Source organism: Paenibacillus guangzhouensis (assembly GCF_009363075.1).
Taxonomy (GTDB): domain Bacteria; phylum Bacillota; class Bacilli; order Paenibacillales; family Paenibacillaceae; genus Paenibacillus_K; species Paenibacillus_K guangzhouensis.
The window spans coordinates 4,014,568-4,031,980 of the sequence record NZ_CP045293.1 but is presented as its reverse complement, the minus strand read 5'-3'; the positions used below and the strand labels follow the sequence as shown (position 1 = coordinate 4,031,980).

14 protein-coding genes, 2 tRNA genes, 1 pseudogene and 1 other annotated feature are annotated in these 17,413 nt (G+C 49.2%); of the genes and pseudogenes, 16 read left to right on the top strand and 1 reads right to left on the bottom strand.

Annotated features, from left to right (window positions below; translation table 11 throughout):
* Positions 1-16 precede the first annotated feature (16 nt).
* The 9 genes and pseudogenes from GCU39_RS18090 (at position 17) to GCU39_RS18050 (ending at position 6,993) form a co-directional block, all read left to right on the top strand.
* On the top strand, positions 17-1,372 hold the full coding sequence (locus GCU39_RS18090; RefSeq protein ID WP_152394795.1) for an ABC transporter substrate-binding protein: 1,356 nt from the start codon (positions 17-19) through the stop codon (positions 1,370-1,372).
* Between the two features lie 32 nt (positions 1,373-1,404).
* Positions 1,405-2,394, top strand: coding sequence for a LacI family DNA-binding transcriptional regulator (locus GCU39_RS18085; RefSeq protein WP_152394794.1), 990 nt, complete (start codon positions 1,405-1,407; stop codon positions 2,392-2,394).
* A 240-nt stretch (positions 2,395-2,634) separates the two neighbouring features.
* Positions 2,635-3,341: pseudogene (locus GCU39_RS18080) on the top strand (N-acetylmannosamine-6-phosphate 2-epimerase).
* A gap of 16 nt (positions 3,342-3,357) precedes the next feature.
* On the top strand, positions 3,358-4,218 hold the full coding sequence (locus GCU39_RS18075; RefSeq protein ID WP_152394793.1) for a MurR/RpiR family transcriptional regulator: 861 nt from the start codon (positions 3,358-3,360) through the stop codon (positions 4,216-4,218).
* Positions 4,219-4,245: 27 nt separating this feature from the next.
* A complete protein-coding gene (locus tag GCU39_RS18070) occupies positions 4,246-5,184 on the top strand; it encodes an ROK family protein (protein ID WP_152394792.1) in 939 nt (312 codons plus the stop codon).
* Positions 5,185-5,223: 39 nt separating this feature from the next.
* Positions 5,224-6,069, top strand: coding sequence for a sensor histidine kinase (locus GCU39_RS18065; protein ID WP_152394791.1), 846 nt, complete (start codon positions 5,224-5,226; stop codon positions 6,067-6,069).
* A complete protein-coding gene (locus tag GCU39_RS18060; RefSeq protein ID WP_152394790.1) occupies positions 6,066-6,710 on the top strand; it encodes a response regulator in 645 nt (214 codons plus the stop codon). Before GCU39_RS18065 ends, GCU39_RS18060 begins: the two co-directional genes overlap by 4 nt.
* A 110-nt stretch (positions 6,711-6,820) precedes the next feature.
* Positions 6,821-6,897, top strand: a tRNA-Pro gene (locus tag GCU39_RS18055).
* A 22-nt stretch (positions 6,898-6,919) separates the two neighbouring features.
* A tRNA-Gly gene (locus tag GCU39_RS18050) sits at positions 6,920-6,993 on the top strand.
* Between the two features lie 607 nt (positions 6,994-7,600).
* Here the strand turns inward: GCU39_RS18050 and GCU39_RS18045 are convergent.
* Positions 7,601-7,939, bottom strand: coding sequence for a YrdB family protein (locus tag GCU39_RS18045; protein ID WP_152397314.1), 339 nt, complete (start codon positions 7,937-7,939; stop codon positions 7,601-7,603).
* A gap of 223 nt (positions 7,940-8,162) precedes the next feature.
* Between GCU39_RS18045 and kduI the strand changes: the two genes are divergently transcribed.
* From kduI to GCU39_RS18010, 7 genes are all read left to right on the top strand, one after another.
* Entirely contained in the window at positions 8,163-8,996 is an 834-nt protein-coding gene (gene kduI / locus GCU39_RS18040; protein ID WP_193726987.1) for a 5-dehydro-4-deoxy-D-glucuronate isomerase, read from the top strand.
* 61 nt (positions 8,997-9,057) lie between these two features.
* Positions 9,058-9,813 (top strand): DeoR/GlpR family DNA-binding transcription regulator, encoded by a 756-nt coding sequence (locus GCU39_RS18035; protein ID WP_152394789.1) that lies wholly within the window; start codon positions 9,058-9,060, stop codon positions 9,811-9,813.
* A gap of 19 nt (positions 9,814-9,832) precedes the next feature.
* Positions 9,833-10,585 carry a 2-dehydro-3-deoxy-D-gluconate 5-dehydrogenase KduD gene (gene kduD / locus GCU39_RS18030; protein WP_152394788.1) on the top strand — a complete coding sequence of 251 codons (753 nt, stop codon included), beginning with the start codon at positions 9,833-9,835 and terminating at the stop codon, positions 10,583-10,585.
* Positions 10,586-10,637: 52 nt separating this feature from the next.
* Positions 10,638-10,894: a binding site (T-box leader), on the top strand.
* A 69-nt stretch (positions 10,895-10,963) separates the two neighbouring features.
* Positions 10,964-11,998: a phenylalanine--tRNA ligase subunit alpha gene (gene pheS / locus GCU39_RS18025; RefSeq protein WP_152397312.1), complete on the top strand. Its 1,035-nt coding sequence runs from the start codon at positions 10,964-10,966 to the stop codon at positions 11,996-11,998.
* 52 nt (positions 11,999-12,050) lie between these two features.
* Positions 12,051-14,486 carry a phenylalanine--tRNA ligase subunit beta gene (pheT, locus tag GCU39_RS18020; RefSeq protein ID WP_152394787.1) on the top strand — a complete coding sequence of 812 codons (2,436 nt, stop codon included), beginning with the start codon at positions 12,051-12,053 and terminating at the stop codon, positions 14,484-14,486.
* A gap of 91 nt (positions 14,487-14,577) precedes the next feature.
* Positions 14,578-16,821, top strand: a complete 2,244-nt coding sequence (zapA, locus tag GCU39_RS18015; RefSeq protein WP_193726536.1) for a cell division protein ZapA — start codon at positions 14,578-14,580, stop codon at positions 16,819-16,821.
* 33 nt (positions 16,822-16,854) lie between these two features.
* Positions 16,855-17,355, top strand: a complete 501-nt coding sequence (locus GCU39_RS18010; RefSeq protein ID WP_152394785.1) for a CvpA family protein — start codon at positions 16,855-16,857, stop codon at positions 17,353-17,355.
* Positions 17,356-17,413 lie beyond the last annotated feature (58 nt).

The window sequence follows — 17,413 nt, the reverse complement described above, 5'->3', positions numbered from 1 at the left end:
TAAGGGGGATATCAGAATGAAACACGGTCGTAAAATGTGGTTGGTTCTACTTGCAACATCCATGCTGCTCACGCTCTTCTTGTCAGCATGCGGGAAAGGAGGATCTTCGGAAGGAAGCAGCTCGGATCCGGTCACGATTACGTATTATACGATTGATTCACCGGACCGCACGTTCGTAGAGAAGCTGATTCCGGATTTCGAGAGCAAACACCCGAATATTAAAGTGAAGGTCGATAAAGCGCCATACGAGCAATTCGACTCTAAGCTGCAAGCGAACATCGCTGCCAAAAAATCGCCTGACATTACATCCCACTTCGGCTACGGCGGCTTCATGGAGTATTACAATAAGGGACTACTGACGGATCTTACGGACATTATGAAGACAGATAACTTCAAAGCATCCGATTACGGCATTCAAGAACAATTGATGAACATCTATAAAGTAGACGGAAAGACCTATGGTATTCCTTCGAACAACTACGTAACGTTAATGTTGTATAACAAGGATATGTTCGACCAGGCCGGCGTACCGTATCCGCCATCGGATTATGAAGATAAGAGCTGGACGTTCGATAAAATGGTAGAGATTGCGAAGAAGTTAACAGTGGTTAGCGATGACATCACGAAGACGCAATATGGTGTTGATTTTGGATGGGGTGAGCTGGATATGCGCCCGGCTTACTTCGGTGCCAAAGTGTACTCTGATGATGCATGGACCAATGGAGGCAAACCAAGTGAGACATACTTCGGCTCTCCGGAAGCGATTGCGGCCTACCAGAAATGGATCGGGTTGATCTGGGATCAGAAGGTATCTCCGCCTCCTGCTTTCTCCAAAGCGGTAGCCGGCCAATTCGGAGATCCGTTCCTCTCCGGAAAAATCGGGATGTCGGTCGTCGGTTCGTGGAGTCTCGCAAGCCAGAAGGACTTTAATTTCAAAGTTGGTGTCGCTGCGGTTCCAATTGGCGGAAATCCAGATGTGCGAAGCGTACTCTATGTCGACCCATTGTTCGTCTTGAAAGATTCGAAGCATCCCAAAGAGGCGTATGAGTTCATTAAATATATGCTGACGACAGATGTGCAGGAAAAGTCAATCGAGCTCAGTGGCGGTACGCCTCCAGTCAATGACAATGCCAAGGAGAAATATTATAATAGCTTTGAGGGCGTTGATCCTCAGGTTATTAAGCAAGTGTATGAAGGTGCTAATAAATATGGTGTCGAATCTTATAACCATCTGATCTCGAATTATTCGCAGTTGAACGAGTTGCTCATCAATGAATTCCAGTCCGTTCAGAATGGAGATCAGAAGGTGGAAGCGGCGCTGCCTGGCATCCAAGAAAAAATTACGAAATTGTTGGAGCGTCTGAATAAATAGGGGTTGCCCTATGGTGGGTGGAGAGAAGCGGGATGAAGGTCAGTATTTTTGATGTGGCAAAAAAATCGGGTTTATCCGTGGTCACGGTATCCCGGGTTCTGAATAATTCACCTTCTGTTCGTGAGAAAAATCGGCAAAGGGTGCTCGATGCAGTCAAAGAGCTGGATTATGTTCCGAATGCGGCGGCTAGGACGCTTGCCCGGGGGAAGACGCGCATCGTGGGTCTCATTGCAACAACACTGCATGACTCTTTTCTGGATGAAATTATGCATGAGATTACTTCAGAATTAGAAACGCATGGCTATTTCCTGGTGCTGTCTGTATCCAAGGATAAGGATGACAAGAATCCTTACTTGATTCAAGAGGAGCGAGTCGATGGCCTCATTATCCTCTCTCCGATCCATGAACTTGATTACGTGACGGAATTGAAGAAGCGGAAGCTTCCCTTCGTGCTCGTCGATAACCAGTTGAACACGCCGTCGGTCTCCAGTGTCATCGTTGATAATGATCAGGGCGGGTATGATGCAACCAAATATTTGATTGAATTAGGCCATACACGGATTGCTCATATTAGCGGCCCGCGCGTGTTTCGAAGCTCCATCGATCGGGAGAAAGGCTTTCTGCGCGCATTATCCGAAGCTGGACTGGCGCCATTTATTGTGGAGGAGGCAGAATTTTCGATTTCAGACGGATATGATATCGTACGGCGATGGATTCAAGAGGATCGGTTACCGACAGCTATCTTTGCCGGGGATGATAATCTAGCCTTTGGGGCGATAAATGCCTTATCGGAAGCGGGAATCAGGGTGCCGGATCAAGTCTCGATTGTCGGATTCGATGATCAGTATCTTGCTGAATCGTTGCGGCCTCATTTAACAACAGTTAGGCAGCCTGCGACGCAAATCGCGAGAACCGCTGTGGAGCTCATCATGAAGCAGATTCAAGGTACGAGTAAGCGCAGCACGATCGTCAAGCTGCAGCCGGAGCTCATTATTAGAGATTCAACACGCAGCATCCGGTAGCGATGTGAACGTATAGGGAACGAGTGTGGATGAAGGGATTCCTCTTCAATCACACTCGTTTTTTTTCATCAAATGGATAAGATTCCAGGTTTATTTTTGTATAATAATGGGTTTACAGTGCGTTCAGGCGATGTTAATCTGGAGTAAACCGCCGTTATTGATATATAAAGTGGAGTATTGCGCCGGAAATCAAAATGGCTGCCCGTGTTTAACAAATCTATCAGCTGGGATGTGTATAACATGAATCAACAGGATCTTATTCAACGTTTTGCAGGGAAATTGATCGTCTCGTGTCAAGCATTAATCGGGGAAGCTTTGCATGGAAGTGATGTGATGGCGAAGATGGCCGTAGCCGCAGCGCGTGGTGGAGCGGCAGGCATTCGAGCGAATTCACCGGTTGATATTGCAGCGATTCGTGAGCAAGTGGATCTACCGATCATCGGACTCTGGAAAGTAGATTATCCGGATTCGGACATCTATATTACCCCGAAATACAGCGATGTCGAAGCGGTTGTGAAGGCAGGGGCCGATATCGTGGCGATGGATGCGACATTACGTGAGAGACCGGATGGCGAGAAGTTGGAGGATATCATCCGGAAGGTTAAGGCCAATTATTCATGCTTATTGATGGCGGATATTTCAACACTCGAAGAAGGACTTGCAGCTTATCGTCTCGGCTTCGACATTATTTCAACGACGTTGTCTGGCTATACCGATTACAGCCCAGCGTTCGAGGGACCTGATATGACGCTAGTTCAGGAATTATCGCAACGCGTGCCAATTCCAGTGTTCGCTGAAGGCCGCATTTATACGCCTGAACAGGCAGCGGAACTATTAGAGATAGGTGCGTATGCGGTTGTTGTCGGGGGGCCATTACGAGACCGCAGAGCATAACTGAGCGATTCGTTGACGCTATCCAAGCGAGGCATAACGTTACGGCAGAATAAAGGAGAACGAGCAGCATTGAACAAAGGAATAGAAGGATCTCATACGTTAGTCATGATGGATAGTATGTATAATTCGTTGTCTCGTACAGAGAGAAAGATCGCAGAGGTTATTCAACGTGACCCGGAATCGGTCGTCTATGCGACGTTGACGGATTTGGCGGAAAAAGCGGGAGCGGGGGACGCCTCTGTACTGCGGTTATGCCGCAAGCTCGGTTTTCAGGGCTATCAAGAGTTTAAGTTGTCGCTTGCCCAAGAGTTGGTTCATCGGGTATCGAGCGAAGCGGGGGAAATTCAAGCGGATGACACGCTCGCGACTATTGCGAGTAAGATTACGCTGGAGAATAAATCTTTTCTGGAGAATACCCTCGCGTTATTGGACGTCCAGGAAATGCAGCGCGCGATCGATGCGATGCAGCGGGCAGGTAAAATCTATTTTATTGGGGTTGGGTCATCTGCGTTCACGGCGGAGGATGCAAAGTACCGATTCATGCGCCTTGGTTTCAATACGGAATGTATCACCGATTCGCATGTGATGGCGATGGCGGCAACATTAATGCGGCCGAATGATGTATTGTTTGCGGTATCGACTTCTGGGAGCACCAAGGATGTAGTAGATACCGTTCGAAGCGCGAAGGAAAATGGGGCTTATTTCATCTGTTTAACGAGTCATGCGAAATCGCCGATTACGCAATATGCCGATGCGGTATTGCTCTCGTATACCAAGGAAAATCCGCTCGAAGGCGGAGCGTTCAAGTCGAAAATCACGCAAATTCATGTACTGGATATTCTAACGACAGCAACTTCGATGCAGCACAAGGAACAGACGAACCGTGCGGTGGAACGGACGGCGAAGGCGGTTATGGATAAACTATACTAATTTGAGGCGCTGAAGGGGAATAATGAGATGCGGAGAGGCTCAATCGGAATTGATATTGGAGGTACAAATGTAAAGGCAGGCATCGTCCTGGATAACGGCGAGATCGTCTATACGGATCGCATGCCAACAGAAGCAGCAAGCGGTTCTTCGTCGTTAAGGGATCGCTTGCGGGAGATGATTCAATCATTGATCGCCAAGGCAGGTGAGATAGAGGTTCAACTGTTAGGGGTGGGCGTTGGGACCGCTGGACAGGTACAGCACCGTACAGGACGTGTCACGGGAGCGACGGGCAATTTGCCAGGATGGGCGGATATGCTGTCGGCTGCATGGGTTAGTGAGGTCTCGAGACTGCCGGCCGTTGTGGACAATGACGTAAACGCTGCTGCGCTTGGGGAAGCCTGGATTGGGGCAGGCCAGGCATGGAATGATTTCGTATGCGTTACGCTTGGCACCGGCGTCGGAGGTTGTGTCATCTTGAATAAGCAACCCTTCCGAGGCCGGGATGGTTATGCGGGCGAAGTAGGGCATCAAGTGATCGTTCATGGCGGCGTGCCGTGCAACTGTGGTAGTGCGGGATGTTGGGAACAATACGCTTCGGTCACAGCGTTGATTCGGCAGATAAAGGCCGCTGCGGAGCAGGGAGGTCCTGATTTCGTTAAGCCGGAGCTGTTGTTCGAGGCTGCTCGCCAAGGCGATGCTGCAGCGCATGACATCATTGACAATTATGCGGGATTTGTCGCTGTTGGTCTTGCGAACCTCTTGAATATTTTCAATCCTTCGGCGATGATTATTGGGGGCGCGATTACCTCACAGGGTGATTTTCTATTCGAGCGGATACGATCCAAGGTATATGCCAACGTGATGCAGGTGTATCGGGATTCGGAGACGGTTCCGATCGTTCCGGCGCAGCTCGGGGATCACGCAGGGATTGTCGGGGCAGCTCGGCTCGTGTACCTGTACGGTTAGGCGGATCGCGGCAACAACGAATAAAGGATATGAGGCATAATGTCTTATAAATCGCTTAAATGGATGATTCTTTGCATCCCGACCGTAACGATTGGGCTTTGGGAGTATGCGCGGCATACGTTCTTGCTGCCTTATATCTCGATGGACCTCGGGAATTTGCTCGCCACGGTGATCGTATTTCTAGTGACGATTACGATGATGCGCGGCTTGTTTAAGAAGATGGAGGAAACGCAGGAGAAGCTGAATGAAGAGCGGATGGTAAAGGCCGCGCTGCAAGAACGAGAGAAGCTTGCGCGCGAGCTGCACGACGGGATTTCGCAGTCGCTGTTCATGCTGTCCGTGAAGCTCGATCAATTGGAGATGGCGAAATCCGACGAGGAACGCAACGATAAATTGGACAAGCTTCGCGAGAAGGTGCGCTATGTCTATGAAGATGTTAGACAAGCAATCGGTAATCTGCAGACCGAGCCGGAAGCAGCGGATCTTCCATGGTCGCAGTCGCTCCTCACGATGATCGAAGAGTTCAAGCGCGAGACGGGGATCGAGGTCCGCCTCCAATGGCAGCTGTCGGAAGACCCGCTCTCTGCCAAGGAGAAAATTGAGCTGTTCGCTTGTCTGCGGGAGGCGCTTATGAATGTGCAGAAGCATGCGCAAGCGACGCGGGTATGGTTAACCGGCCAATCGACAAGCGACGGGTTTCGATGCGAGCTGAAAGACAATGGTCGTGGATTCGAGGATTATCCCTTCGAGTTGAAGGGGAAAGGAAAATATGGACTTCAGATGATGAAGGATCGAGCAGGACAAATGGGCTGGGTGCTGGAGTTCATACGAGAAGAAGGATTTACCGTTGTTCGGATTCAGAAAGGGAAGGGGGATGCCGTATGAAGGCGTTTCGTGTGTTGATTGTGGACGACCATGCGCATGGTCGCGAAGGCATGCGGGATATTCTCTCGATTGATCCGGAGTTCGAGGTCGTTGCCGAAGCCAAGAATGGACTAGAGGCGATCGAAATGACCGCGCAATATATGCCGGACTTGATCTTGATGGATATTTCGATGCCGGAGATGGACGGGCTGCAGGCGACCAAACATATCAAAGCGGCATATCCCTATGTCAAAATCGTGATGGTCACGGTCTCGGACGATATTACGCATCTTTTCGAGGCCTTGAAGCGGGGAGCGCAAGGGTATCTGCTCAAAAACTTGAAGCCGTCGGCATGGCACGAGTATTTGCGAGCGATCGCGATCGATGAGGCGCCGATGTCGAAGGAATTGGCATTCCGATTGCTTCAGGAGTTTCAACCACGGGAGCTGAAGCCTGAGGCCGCCATGAATCCGTTGACCGCGAGGGAGAAAGAAATCTTGGAGCGGGTCGCGAAAGGCGAGTCGAATCGCGAGGTGGCCGAGGTGCTCAAGATTTCGGAGCATACTGTGAAGAACCATCTCAAAAATATATTGCAGAAGCTGCATTTGGAGAATCGTGTTCAGTTGACACGTTATGCGATTGAGAACGGCCTCATTTTATGATGAAGGCCGTTCTTAATTTATTTTTTAAAAAAACTATTGCAAAGAATAAATAACCGTGATATATTATTACTTGTCGCCGCAATGGTGACATACTAGAAGCACCGCAGCATCGGGACGTAGCTCAGCTTGGTAGAGCACCTGGTTTGGGACCAGGGGGTCGCATGTTCAAATCGTGTCGTCCCGACCATTAATCTTTTTTTAAAGGTCGCGCGGGTGTAGTTCAATGGTAGAACTTTAGCCTTCCAAGCTAATAGCGTGGGTTCGATTCCCATCACCCGCTCCAGTATAATAACAAACAGCCACCCATTGGGTGGCTTTTTTAGTTTACTGGAGCGGCTGTGTGGGAAGCGAAGCCACGGGATGGGTTCGACCGTCTGTTAGTGAGATCGTGCGAACGGCACGATCTCACGAACAGACGAGCGTCCCGAAGCTGTTCGAGGCAGCCGATATTGGAGGCTGACGAGACTGAGGGAGTTTCCCATCACCCGTAGCTGAGAAAAGCCACCCGATGGTGGCTTTATATGTATATTGAATGCTGTGTTTATGGTAGCGTCAGTTTAACTAGCTATCCTGTATATTTGAAAGATAACCCCTTCATTTCCGCGTAATCTCCGCGCTATCCTGTAGTATTGCAACATCTCGAGCCCGAAAACGCGCAATTCTATCATACTCCGCCTAAGTTCCTGTAAAAATCCACTGTAGAAGCTCGATCGCCGCATATTACTCCAAATTTCCTGCAAAAATCCAGTATAGGAATGCGATCATCCTATTTTGGCTCCTATCTTATCAATATCTACTTTCGGACCTCAACCGACACGTTGCCCCAGATGCTACACCGCAACAAAAAAACCACCTAATCAGGTGGCTCCCAAGCTTACATGTCTCAATCCCTAATTCTTCCACACATACATCAATACGCGATTCCCAATAACGAGAATGGCGAACCATAGTGCCCATTCCGATCTGCCTGCTGCGTATAAAGCGAACGCAGCGATGGCGAATACCGCAAAGGCTATTATCTCCTTGTAGACGACAGGCAGGACGTATGTCGCTTTTGGCGCAACGAACAAGCCCCATACAAAAGCCGTCATGACGGGTGTTCCAATCCCTAAGATGATTTTTACGAGCCATCCGGCAGGTCGTGTGAACCCCCAATAACCTAGAGCGGCAAGCGCGCAGAGCTCCAAGAGAAATGCAAGCGCGAGGTTAACATTTTTCAAGATCACCATCATTCATCACCTGGCTTTCTGAGAATTTGCGTTCGGTACCTGAAAAAAACACGACAGCAAGCTTCATTTCCTCATTATCACCTATATCCTAGCTTTCAACGTATATGAAAACAATGGAGGTGCATGTTTCGTTCATTTAGGTTCATTTATATAAATTTGTATATACATAAACGAACAAATGAACTATAATGAACGCAAATACTACGAATTGGAGTTGATCATGATGGAAGTTCGTTATGCATCCCACCCGAATGAAGTAAAACAGTTTGATACAGACCGTCTGCGTCAAGAGTTCTTGATTGAGACATTATTTACACCAGGACAATTGAATCTTGTCTACTCGCATGTGGACCGCTTTATCGTTGGCGGCGTGGTGCCGACGAAAGGGCCTGTGAAGCTCGAGGCGGATGCGAAAGATATGGGAACGGCTTATTTCCTCGAGCGTCGCGAGATTGGGATCATTAACATCGGTCCTGCGGGCGTCATTACCGTAGATGGCGAGCGTTACGAGATGCAGACCAAGGATTGCTTGTATATCGGCCTTGGCGCGCAGGAAGTATTGTTCGAGAGTGTGGACGAGGCTGCTCCGGCACGTTTCTATTTGAATTCGACGCCAGCGCACAAGCAATATCCAACGGTCAAATCGGCGCTCGAAGAAGCATCACCGAACCATCTCGGCAGCATTACAAGTTCTAATGAACGCACGATCTACCGTTTCATTCATCAGAACGGCGTACAGAGCTGTCAGCTCGTGATGGGCATGACGCTGCTCAAGCCGGGCAATATGTGGAATACGATGCCTAGTCATACGCACAATCGTCGTTCGGAAGTTTACCTGTATTTCGATATGCCGCAAGACGGCGTTGTATTCCATATGATGGGCGAACCCAATGAGACGCGCCATGTGGTGATGCGCAATGAGCAAGCGATTATCTCGCCGAGCTGGTCGATCCATAGCGGTGTAGGGACGAACAATTATACATTTATTTGGGGCATGGCAGGCGAGAACCAGACGTTCGAAGATATGGACGCGGTTGCGATGCAGGATTTAAGATAACGTGCTTCGCCTGTGGTACAATGAGTGCCTATATAATTAGAGATTGGATGGTTGGAAACGAATGAACAGTACTTTGCGGCATGAAAAAATTATGGAACGATTGCTCTCGCAGCGTGAAGTGTCTGTGAATGAACTCAGCGAGCAGCTGCAGGTCACAGGCAAGACGATTCGTGAGGATCTCAGCAAGCTGGAGGAGCAAGGGCTGCTGGTCCGTGTCCATGGGGGAGCCATGCTGAAGCATCAAGATCAATTCGGGATGCTGTCTGTTTATGAGCCGATCATTCAACATCGAGAAGATAAGACATCGATTGCCGAGCGGGCACTGAAATATATTGAGCAAGATGCGGTCATTGCGCTGGACGGGGGGAGTACGACCCTTGAAATTGCGCGATTGCTAGAGAATCGGCCGTACACGGTCATTACGAACGATCTTCATATTATCGGAGCGCTAACAGCGAAAGATCAGATTCGTCTCGTCGTTCCTGGAGGCTACCGCGTACGCAATATGCTGACGGGTACCGAAGGGATCGATTATATGCGCAAGCTGAATGTGCAGACAGCGTTCATCTCTGCGACGGGGATTCATTTGGAGCAGGGCTTGTCCGTGTTTACGGGTGATTTTATTGAGATGAAAAGAGCGATGCTGGAAATGGCCCAGAAGGTCTATGCCGTTGTCGATCATTCGAAATTCGATCGGAGTGCCCTTCGGACCGTGGCTTCTATCCAAGAATTAGATGGCATCATTACGGATGCGAAGTTGTCAGAGGAAATTTATGTGAAGTATCAGCAAGCGGGTGTCATGATAGATCGATTTTGAGAGAGGGCGTGTCTTTCGAATGGGAACTTTTGAATTGCAAGGTAAAACAGCGCTCGTAACTGGCGTCTCTGGCGGACTCGGCAGAGCAATGGCAATCGGGCTTGCAGAAGCGGGCGCCGATATCGTTGCGGTATCGTATTCAGATGCGAGCGAGACGATGAAGGCGATTGAGAAGCTTGGTCGCAGAACGGCTTTTATCCAAGCTGACCTGGGTAAGCATGAAGAGTTGGACGGCGTCGTTAGCCAAGCGATAGAAGCTTTTGGTGGCATCGATATTCTAGTGAACAATGCGGGGATTATTCGCAGAACGCCGGCAGCGCAGCACAGCTGGGAAGATTGGCAAGCGGTACTTGATCTGAACTTGAATACGGTCTTCTACCTCTGTCAGCAGGTCGGGCGCCATATGATCGAACGCGGCAGCGGCAAAATTATCAATATCGCATCGATGCTAACGTTCCAAGGCGGTATTAATGTACCGGGCTACACGGCGAGCAAACATGCGGTGGCGGGCATTACGAAGGCGCTGGCGAACGAGTGGGCTTCCAAAGGCGTACAGGTGAACGCAATCGCACCAGGCTACATGGAGACAGATAACACGGCGCAAATTCGTGCGGATCAGAATCGATTCCAATCGATTTCGGAGCGGATTCCAGCGGGCCGCTGGGGAACGCCGGAAGACCTGAAAGGGCCGATTGTTTTCCTTGCTTCGAGCGCATCGGATTACGTGAATGGTCATGTTCTTTGTGTCGATGGCGGATGGTTGGTGCGATAGCTTGCAACCAAGCAATTTTTTGCATATAATATAACCTGATTGTTGAAATGAATGAAATGCGATGATAGAGACAAGTACGCAGTACCTCTAGACCAGGGAGGAGATGCCGGAGATTGAGAGCATCTCTGCAGAGATAGGCTGCCGAAATTCACTCTTGAGCAGTTCTTTGAACGACAGGCCAATCCTAGTTCAGTAGAAGATACCGGCTTCGAACCGTTATTCGATGAGTGAGAGAATATCCAGTCGTACAACCGTGCGGATCGGGATATTGTCTAACAAGGGTGGTACCACGGTCTTTTCGTCCCTTACGGGAGAAGAGGCCTTTTTTTGTTGGTAAGGTATAGTCATTATTTCTATAGGGGGGTCAACCTGATGTTGATGAAAGAACGGTTAGAGGAACTGAAGGAAATCGCAGTCACTGCGCTGTCCAAAGTGTTGGACCCGCAAGAGCTTAACGAACTGCGCGTGAAATACCTTGGTAAGAAAGGCGAGCTCACGGAAGTGCTTCGTGGGATGGGAAGCTTAAGTGCGGAAGAACGTCCAGTTATCGGGCAAGTGGCGAATGAGGTACGTGGTGCGATCGAAGGACTGGTTACGACGTTGCAAGAGAAATTCCGCGCAGAAGAGACAGCACAACGTCTCGCTGCAGAGACGATTGATGTGACATTGCCAGGTCGCCCGATGAACGCAGGTGCAGTGCATCCGCTGAATAAAGTCATTCAGGATATTGAAGATATTTTCATCGGGATGGGTTATGAGATTGCGGAAGGGCCTGAAGTAGAGAACGACTTCTACAACTTCGAAGCGCTCAACTTGCCGAAGAACCATCCTGCGCGCGATATGCAGGACTCCTTCTACATTACGGACGAGATTCTTATGCGCACGCAGACTTCACCGGTCCAAATCCGTACAATGCAAGCGAAAAAAGGGCAAGGGCCAATTAAAATCATCTGCCCAGGCAAAGTGTTCCGCCGCGATGACGACGATGCGACGCATTCGTTCCAGTTCTACCAAATGGAAGGTCTTGTGGTCGACAAGAACATTCGCATGAGCGATTTGAAAGGGACGCTTCTTCAATTCGTACAGCAATTGTATGGTAAAGAGACACAAATTCGTCTGCGTCCAAGCTTCTTCCCGTTCACAGAGCCAAGCGCAGAGGTTGACGTAACGTGTGTGACTTGCGGCGGCAGCGGGTGCCGAATTTGCAAACATACAGGTTGGCTTGAAATTCTAGGTTCGGGTATGGTGCATCCAGAAGTATTGCGCATGGGCGGCTACGATCCTGAAGAATATTCAGGCTTCGCATTTGGCCTTGGAATTGACCGGATTGCGATGCTGAGATACGGCATTGACGACATCCGTCATCTATATACAAATGATTTGCGCTTCTTGAAGCAATTTTCACGGATTTAACACTTAGTTCATGTTGAACTACCTCTATAAAGAAGAAGGAAGTGAATGAGCGATGAGAGTATCCTACCAATGGTTGAAGGATTATATCGATATTAGTGATCTGACGGCGGAGCAAGTCGCAGATAAAATTAGATATGCAGGGATTGAGATCGACGTTGTCGAGAACCGCAATAAAGGGGTCAACAAGGTTGTTGTCGGCTATGTGGAGTCGAAGGAAAAACACCCGGATGCGGATAAATTGAACGTATGTACCGTGAATGTCGGTGAAGAAGAACTGCTGCAAATCGTGTGCGGCGCGAAAAATGTGGATGCAGGCCAAAAGGTACCTGTGGCCCTTGTCGGAGCTGTTATGCCTGGCGGAATGGAAATCAAAAAAGCGAAGCTGCGCGGCGTAGCCTCCCACGGGATGATCTGCTCGGCGAAAGAGCTTGGCTTGAACGACAAGCTGCTACCAAAAGAACAGCAAGAAGGCATCTTGGTCTTGCCTAAGGCAACGGTAATCGGTACGCCGATCGTCGATGTCCTCGCGATTGATGACCATGTTCTTGAATTGGATCTAACACCTAACCGTTCGGACTGCTTGAGCATGCTCGGTGCAGCATACGAGGTTGCAGCGATCCTCGGGCGTGAAGTGAAATTACCGCAAGTGGATGTGGATGCCGTAGCTTCGAATGCGCATGCGAAAGATATTGTCGAAGTGAGCATTACGGCAACGGAATTGTGCAGCCATTACGCCGCTCGCTACATCAGTGGGGTGAAGATTGGTCCATCCCCGCAATGGATGCAAAATCGATTGATGGCGGCTGGTGTACGTCCGATCAATAACATTGTTGACATCACGAACTATGTGATGCTTGAATACGGTCAACCGCTGCATGCATTTGATGCTGACAAACTCGCTGGCGGCAAAGTTGGCGTACGTCTTGCAAGCGAAGGCGAAGTGCTCGTGACACTTGACGATCAAGAACGTAAATTGGAATCCTCCATGCTGCTCATTACAGACGGTGAGAACAAAGCGATTGGAATTGCCGGCGTGATGGGTGGAGCGAACTCGGAAGTATCTTCGGAGACGGTGAACATCGTACTGGAATCTGCGAAATTCGACGGTGGTTCGGTTCGCAAAACCTCTCGTGCGTTAGGATTACGTTCGGAAGCAAGCATTCGGTTCGAGAAAGAAGTGAATCCAGAGGCGGTTATCCCTGCGCTAAATCGTGCAGCAGCACTTATGGCTGAATGTGCAGGTGGGGCAGTTGCTCAAGGCATCGTAGATACCGTTGTAAGTAAGCCAGAACCTACGGTTGTCACATTATCGCTTGCCAAAGTGAACCGTTACCTGGGAACCACGCTATCTGCTGAAGAAGTGAAAGCGATCTTCGATCGTCTTCAATTTGCATATACAGAACAAGGCGATATCGTTACCGTATCGGTACCTAAGCGTCGCGGCGACATTAAAGTCGATGTCGATCTAATTGAAGAAGTGGCGCGTCTATACGGCTACGATAACATTCCGACGACATTGATCGAAGGCGCAACAACACCAGGCGGTTACTCGAAATCGCAAAAAATCCGCCGCGAACTTCGTCAATTGCTAACGAGCATGGGAATGTATGAGGTTGTGAACTACTCGTTTACGCACCCGGCACAAAACGAATTGTTCAGCGGTTTAACGGTTGGATCGAAAGCTGTAGCCCTGTCCATGCCGATGAGTGAAGAGCGCAGCGTGCTTCGCACGAGTATCGTGCCGAGCTTGCTGGAGAATGCAGCTTACAACCGTAATCGGAAGACAGAGGATATTGCCATCTTCGAAGTTGCGAACCTTTATTCGACGAATGAAGAGACTCTAACGGATTTGCCAAGCGAGCAGCCAATGTTCGGTCTACTGCTTGCAGGCAATCGTCAACCGGCACAATGGAATCTCAAAGCGCAGAAATACGATTTCTATGACGCTAAAGGTGTGCTGGAAGCGATTTTCGCTCACATTGGCGTTGAAGGTCAAATTCGTTATGTTTCCAATCAGCCGCAAGGCTATCATCCAGGACGCTCGGCGTCGATCTATCTGGGTGAGGAACGCATTGGCGCAATCGGTCAAGTGCATCCGGAAATTCAACAGAACAAGGACCTCGATGACACCTATGTCGCGGAATTGCAGCTTGCTCCGCTCTATGAAGCAGCTGATTTCAGAGTGACTTATAAATCCTTGCCGCGATTCCCTGCGGTACAGCGCGATATTGCGGTTGTAGTTGCGACAGGTGTCGCTGTTGGCGATATGGTTGCGGCTGCGCGTGAAGAAGCATCCGATTTGCTAGAGTCGATCCAAGTGTTCGATATTTATATGGGCGAGAAGCTTGGCGAAGGCAAGAAGAGCGTAGCGATCTCGCTTGTATATCGCAACTTAGAACGCACGTTGACAGATGAAGAAGTGACAGAAGTACATGGCAAGGTGGTAAACCGCCTGGAACAATCTTTTGAGGCGGAATTAAGAAAATAGCAGGAAATACGAACAGTCACATCGAATGTAATCAGAGGGATCGGTGTGGCTGTTTTTTTTGTACAAAAAGATGTTGAGGAGGACAACGACCATGACTACCGAAGATCGTACCCGCGTAACCGTAGAAATCTACGGAGCACAATACAAACTTGTCGGAACCTCTAGTAAAGACTACGTAAAAACGGTGGCGGACTACGTCAATGATCATATGGTTGAGATTGCAAAAGGAAATCCAAGATTAGATGTGCCACGGATCGCTGTTCTTGCAGCGGTACATATGGCGGAACAGCTGATGGACGCGCGTCGTCATCAGGAGAATATCGATAAGATCAAAGCAGATTACGATAAAATTCAAGCGGAGCTGCACCGCACACGTGCCGAACAGGCTGTGAAGCAGGAACAGGCACAGAAGCAGCTGGAAGATCAGAAGCAGCAAGTGCAAGAGAAATTGAAGTTGATTGATGAGCAGAAGGCTCAGATGGCGAAGCTGAACGCAGAGCATCAAGAGAAGCTGACGCAGGCCGAGCTGAAGCATCAAGAGCAGTTGAAGCAGCTTGGGGCAGAGCGTCACAAAGAGCTTACGCAACTGGAGTCGAAATATAAGGATGAATCCGCTCAGCGTGAAGCGCAGTTCAAGGAACAGGCAACAAAAGCTGAGAACGTACATAAAGAGCAATTATCTCAGCTGGAGACGAAGCAGAATAATCAACTATCTTCCCTTCAGGGGCAATGGAATACGGCGAAGAAGGAAGCGGGCGATCTTCGTTCGCAATTGGGGCAAGCGGTACAGCGCGAACAGGCGCTGAAGTCGAGCGAAGTGAAGCTGAAAGAGCAGATCACACAGCTTGAACAGCAGCTTGCATCAGCGAAGACCGCAATGGATAAACAGCTTGCCGATGTGCAGAATCTAGCGGCGAAGCAAGTGGATGATTCCAAAGCACTGGCAGCACAGCAGCTGCAAGAAGCGAAAGCGCAGGCAGAGAAGGAAATACAGGAAGTGAAGGCGCAAGCTGAGAAACAAGTGACGGAAGTGAAGGCGAATGCGGTACAGGCCAGAACAACGGCAGAGAAGCAGCTCACAGACTTGAAAGCGAAGTACGAATCAGAGTACAAGGCGATGAAGGAACAGCTCGAGCAACAGCTCGCGGAAGTGAAGACACTACATGACCAACAGAAATCTCAATCGGAGCAGCGTCTCGCTGCACTGAAATCGCAGTTCGAGGAACAATTCGAGTCGATGAAGTCGCAGCTCGAACAGCAGATTGATGATACACAAACGCAATCAGAACAACAGCTAGCGGCGCTCAAATTGCAATCGGAGCAAGAATTGGCCGAGCTCATGGAACAATACGAATTACAGCAGCAAGCAGCGGAGCAGCAGTATCATCGCGAGATCGCTGCCGCGAAGCAGGACTCCACAGTCAAGATCGAGCAGCTTCAGAAGAAGTCCGAGGAAGAGCTTGCAGAATTCATGCTGCAAGCGGAGCAAGAGCTATCGGAATACAAACTAATCTCCGAGCAAGAATGGTCTGAGAAGCAGCTGCAATACGAGGAAGAACTTGCTGATCTGAAGGAAAAATGCGAGAAGGACCTCTTACATGCGAAGCTGAACGCGGACGTTGAGCTGGAAGATATGAAGTCTTATTATGATGAGTTAATCCAAGAAGAGAAGCTGCAAATGGAAGAACAACTTGCAGCGACCCAAGCGAAATATATGGAACTCGAAGCAAGTTTATCGGCGAAACAACAGGATATCAAGCAGTTGCAGGCTCGAATCTACGACCTGGAAGAGCGGGAGCAATCGCTGCGTGTTTCGGAGAGTGAGCTGGCTGCTCGCAACAGCTTGTTGGAGCAAGAACTGCAGGATGAGAAATCGAAGCTAACAGACGAACAGCTTCAATTCGAACAACTGCTAGAGGAGCTTGCTCCGCTTAAGGCATTGAATGCCCAATTGGCTGCGACCAATGAAGAGCTGGCGGTGACGGCTGAACGGATCCGGTCCGATAAAGAACAGCTTGAACTGGATCAATTGCAATGGCAGGATGAACGCGATGGTCTGAAGGAGAAGCTTGATCAAGAGCAAGAGCAGTTCCGTGCAGCAGTGGAACGCAGCGAGGTGCTCGAGCGTTCATTAAATGATGCGTACGATGAGCTGAGTGTACTAAAGGAACAATTCGAGGTCGTCTCCCATCAATATCGCTTACTTCAATCGGAACGCGAGCTTGGTGCTGATCAAGAGAATCAAGTGGCTGAAGAATACCGTAAGCTGCAGGAAGAATACGCGAAACTCCAACAAGAGTACAATGAGTGGATCGAACTCATTGATCAGAACTAACAGGACAGACAGAATGACAGAGGGTTATCCGATATGCAGGTAAACGTGATTGATTATGTATGGCTGGGGATTGCGATTATTGCCGGAGTCTACGGGTATATTCGCGGGTTCGTTAATACGTTCGTATCGATATTTGGCATTTGTTTTTCATTCATTATCTCGATTCTTTATTACCAACAACTTAGCGGCTGGTTGGGAAAGACAACAGGGCTGAATGTAACGCTCTCCAGTATTTTGGCCTTTATCGTCTTGTTCCTAGTGATGAAATATGTGCTCGTTATTGCAGGGGGCTTCCTGAATTTTATTGCAAAGGCACCAGGGATTCATCGATTAAATCGATGGTCCGGCGCTATATTCGGTGTTTTCGAGTGGATCGTTATCTCCATTATTATCATTTATTTGGCCAAATACATGAAGGCGCCCGAAGTGAAATCGATGCTTGAGGGAAGCTGGGTATCACGCCAGATCAGCAACCATATGCCAGATATTATTGCAGCGACCGCACAGTTTATTACGCGAATTACAGGAAGTTAACTGTAGCGGGCCTATGCGCACAAAAAGAGCGGTTACGTCATGCGGGGGAACTGCATGC

Bases quoted from the DNA above. Each gene is read 5' to 3' on its own strand.
- kduI (WP_193726987.1), top strand. From the start codon at position 8,163: ATGGAAGTTCGTTATGCATCCCACCCGAATGAAGTAAAACAGTTTGAT.
- GCU39_RS18010 (WP_152394785.1), top strand. From the start codon at position 16,855: ATGCAGGTAAACGTGATTGATTATGTATGGCTGGGGATTGCGATTATT.
- pheS (WP_152397312.1), top strand. From the start codon at position 10,964: ATGAAAGAACGGTTAGAGGAACTGAAGGAAATCGCAGTCACTGCGCTG.
- pheT (WP_152394787.1), top strand. From the start codon at position 12,051: ATGAGAGTATCCTACCAATGGTTGAAGGATTATATCGATATTAGTGAT.
- GCU39_RS18070 (WP_152394792.1), top strand. From the start codon at position 4,246: ATGCGGAGAGGCTCAATCGGAATTGATATTGGAGGTACAAATGTAAAG.
- GCU39_RS18045 (WP_152397314.1), bottom strand. From the start codon at position 7,939: ATGGTGATCTTGAAAAATGTTAACCTCGCGCTTGCATTTCTCTTGGAG.
- GCU39_RS18060 (WP_152394790.1), top strand. From the start codon at position 6,066: ATGAAGGCGTTTCGTGTGTTGATTGTGGACGACCATGCGCATGGTCGC.
- GCU39_RS18085 (WP_152394794.1), top strand. From the start codon at position 1,405: ATGAAGGTCAGTATTTTTGATGTGGCAAAAAAATCGGGTTTATCCGTG.
- GCU39_RS18090 (WP_152394795.1), top strand. From the start codon at position 17: ATGAAACACGGTCGTAAAATGTGGTTGGTTCTACTTGCAACATCCATG.
- kduD (WP_152394788.1), top strand. From the start codon at position 9,833: ATGGGAACTTTTGAATTGCAAGGTAAAACAGCGCTCGTAACTGGCGTC.
- GCU39_RS18035 (WP_152394789.1), top strand. From the start codon at position 9,058: ATGAACAGTACTTTGCGGCATGAAAAAATTATGGAACGATTGCTCTCG.
- GCU39_RS18065 (WP_152394791.1), top strand. From the start codon at position 5,224: ATGTCTTATAAATCGCTTAAATGGATGATTCTTTGCATCCCGACCGTA.
- zapA (WP_193726536.1), top strand. From the start codon at position 14,578: ATGACTACCGAAGATCGTACCCGCGTAACCGTAGAAATCTACGGAGCA.